This window comes from Dethiosulfatibacter aminovorans DSM 17477 (assembly GCF_900142005.1).
Classification (GTDB): domain Bacteria; phylum Bacillota; class Clostridia; order Tissierellales; family Dethiosulfatibacteraceae; genus Dethiosulfatibacter; species Dethiosulfatibacter aminovorans.
Window position 1 is genome coordinate 1 of the sequence record NZ_FQZL01000073.1, and the last position, 1690, is coordinate 1690.

Sequence of the window (1690 nt, forward strand, 5' to 3'; positions counted from 1 at the left end):
CCTGAATTATTCATAGAAACATAAGAACCACTAAAAATTTCATATTTAGCATGTATATCAAGCAATTTTCCTAAGGAAAGTGCCTTGCTGTATTCTTCAAAAAGGTGTTCGCTTAAAACTGATGCGAACGGATCAAAGTATTCCCTAAAAAAGGGTAGACTACCCCCTGGGTATGTAGGGTTCAAGTTTTTTGAAATCCTTAGAAAGATAATCCTTCAATCCTTGTCATAGCACGCTGAAAATGTTCCTGTAGCGGATAACTGCTGCACAACTTAAATGTAGTCCTTCTAGCAGAAGTAACAACTCTGCAGGCAACTTTGATGAACAGTGACCTCAATGAAAGCATTCTGGATTTCTTGTGTTCACCTCTGAAAACCAACCTTTTCATGATATTTATGACACTGTAAGCCAGCGACTTTATCATAGTCTTCACAACATTGGCCATGAATGAGCTATGGGATGCTGATTCCATTGAAAAATCAATCTTTGCTTCCTTGATGAAGTTCTCCATGTTGCCACGCTTGTTGTAGGCTTTAACAACATTAGCCGGAAATGTTTCCAGTGTGGTAACAATAAAGGTTTTTCTTGGAACCAGTTCTCCGGCAGCTCTTTCCAGTCTGCAGATTACTCTAAGGGGCTTACTCCAACTGCTGGCCTGATAGTAGAAATCATCATACATCACATGGTGCTTTGTATAGTCGTTTCCAAGGGTTTTCCAGAACCTGTTTTCAAGTTCTTCTGAAAATCTCTTCAATTTCTTGTTCGACTTGAGTTTTATGACAAATGGGACACCATGCTCTAAACAGAGATTGTAAAGGTCTGGAGTAGCAAAACCACTGTCAGCTCGAACAAGCAAATGAGTCTTTGGATATTTGACTTCCAGCCATTCAATGATAGGTTCCAGGAATTCCTTGATGTTGTTAGAAGTGTAGACACTGCCTTTTCTAAGTTCCACCTTCATAAGGTCTCCATTGATTCCGTTGAACAGCATTAATGGGTGATAACCTTTGGAAGAGTAATGGTAGTTGAATTCACTTCCTTCCTGCTTTCCGAAAGTTGGAAACAGGGTGGAATCAAGGTCCAGTACAATCTGCTTAGTTTTCTTTGGATGGTTACCTTTTTCAAACAGATCCAGAAGCAGTCTGTTGTATGATTCAATTGAATGTTCGTTTAAAGAATGAACAAACCTTGAAATCGTAGGTTGTGAAGCCAGTGCCTTCTTTTCCAGGATTCTTGTAAATACTGGATCAAGTCTCAAGCTATCTGAATGGACATCAGATGAATAGCCTGCGATAGTTGTGTACATCAGTTGCTCAATTATTGAAGCATTAGTATGTACCCTAGCTTCAGAGTCATTGAATGTATTCTCCAGGAGATGTCTCAGTCCCAATTTTTCAATAAATGAACGGACCAGAAGAAGCCCTGAATCCGATGAAAGGTTGCCTCCATCAAAATTGTATGAAAGACTTTTGTTGAAATTTAATGCACTATGCTGTAAACTTGTCATAGAAAGAACTCCTTTTGTGATATGTTTTTGTTTAGGCACTTAAACTTTACCACAAAATCGGGTTCTTTTCTTTAATTTTTGATGAAGATTTGCTTCACCCAACGGGTGAAGGACACCTTTTGAGTAACATGTTGAATTTACTGAGTTTTTTGGGTTTTATGTAGTTTTTATGAATATTCTAGG

At 38.4% G+C, this 1690-nt stretch carries 2 protein-coding genes; both read right to left on the reverse strand.

Annotation, left to right across the window (positions count from 1 at the left end):
- A partial coding sequence (locus BUB05_RS18805; protein WP_217683728.1) for a hypothetical protein occupies positions 1–185 on the reverse strand: 185 nt, incomplete at its 3' end.
- Between the two features lie 14 nt (positions 186–199).
- The gene (locus BUB05_RS18335; RefSeq protein WP_073051230.1) at positions 200–1507 is read right to left on the reverse strand and encodes an IS1380 family transposase; all 1308 of its coding nucleotides are present in this window, start codon (positions 1505–1507) and stop codon (positions 200–202) included.
- Positions 1508–1690 lie beyond the last annotated feature (183 nt).

Bases quoted from the DNA above. Each gene is read 5' to 3' on its own strand.
- BUB05_RS18335 (WP_073051230.1), bottom strand. From the start codon at position 1,507: ATGACAAGTTTACAGCATAGTGCATTAAATTTCAACAAAAGTCTTTCA.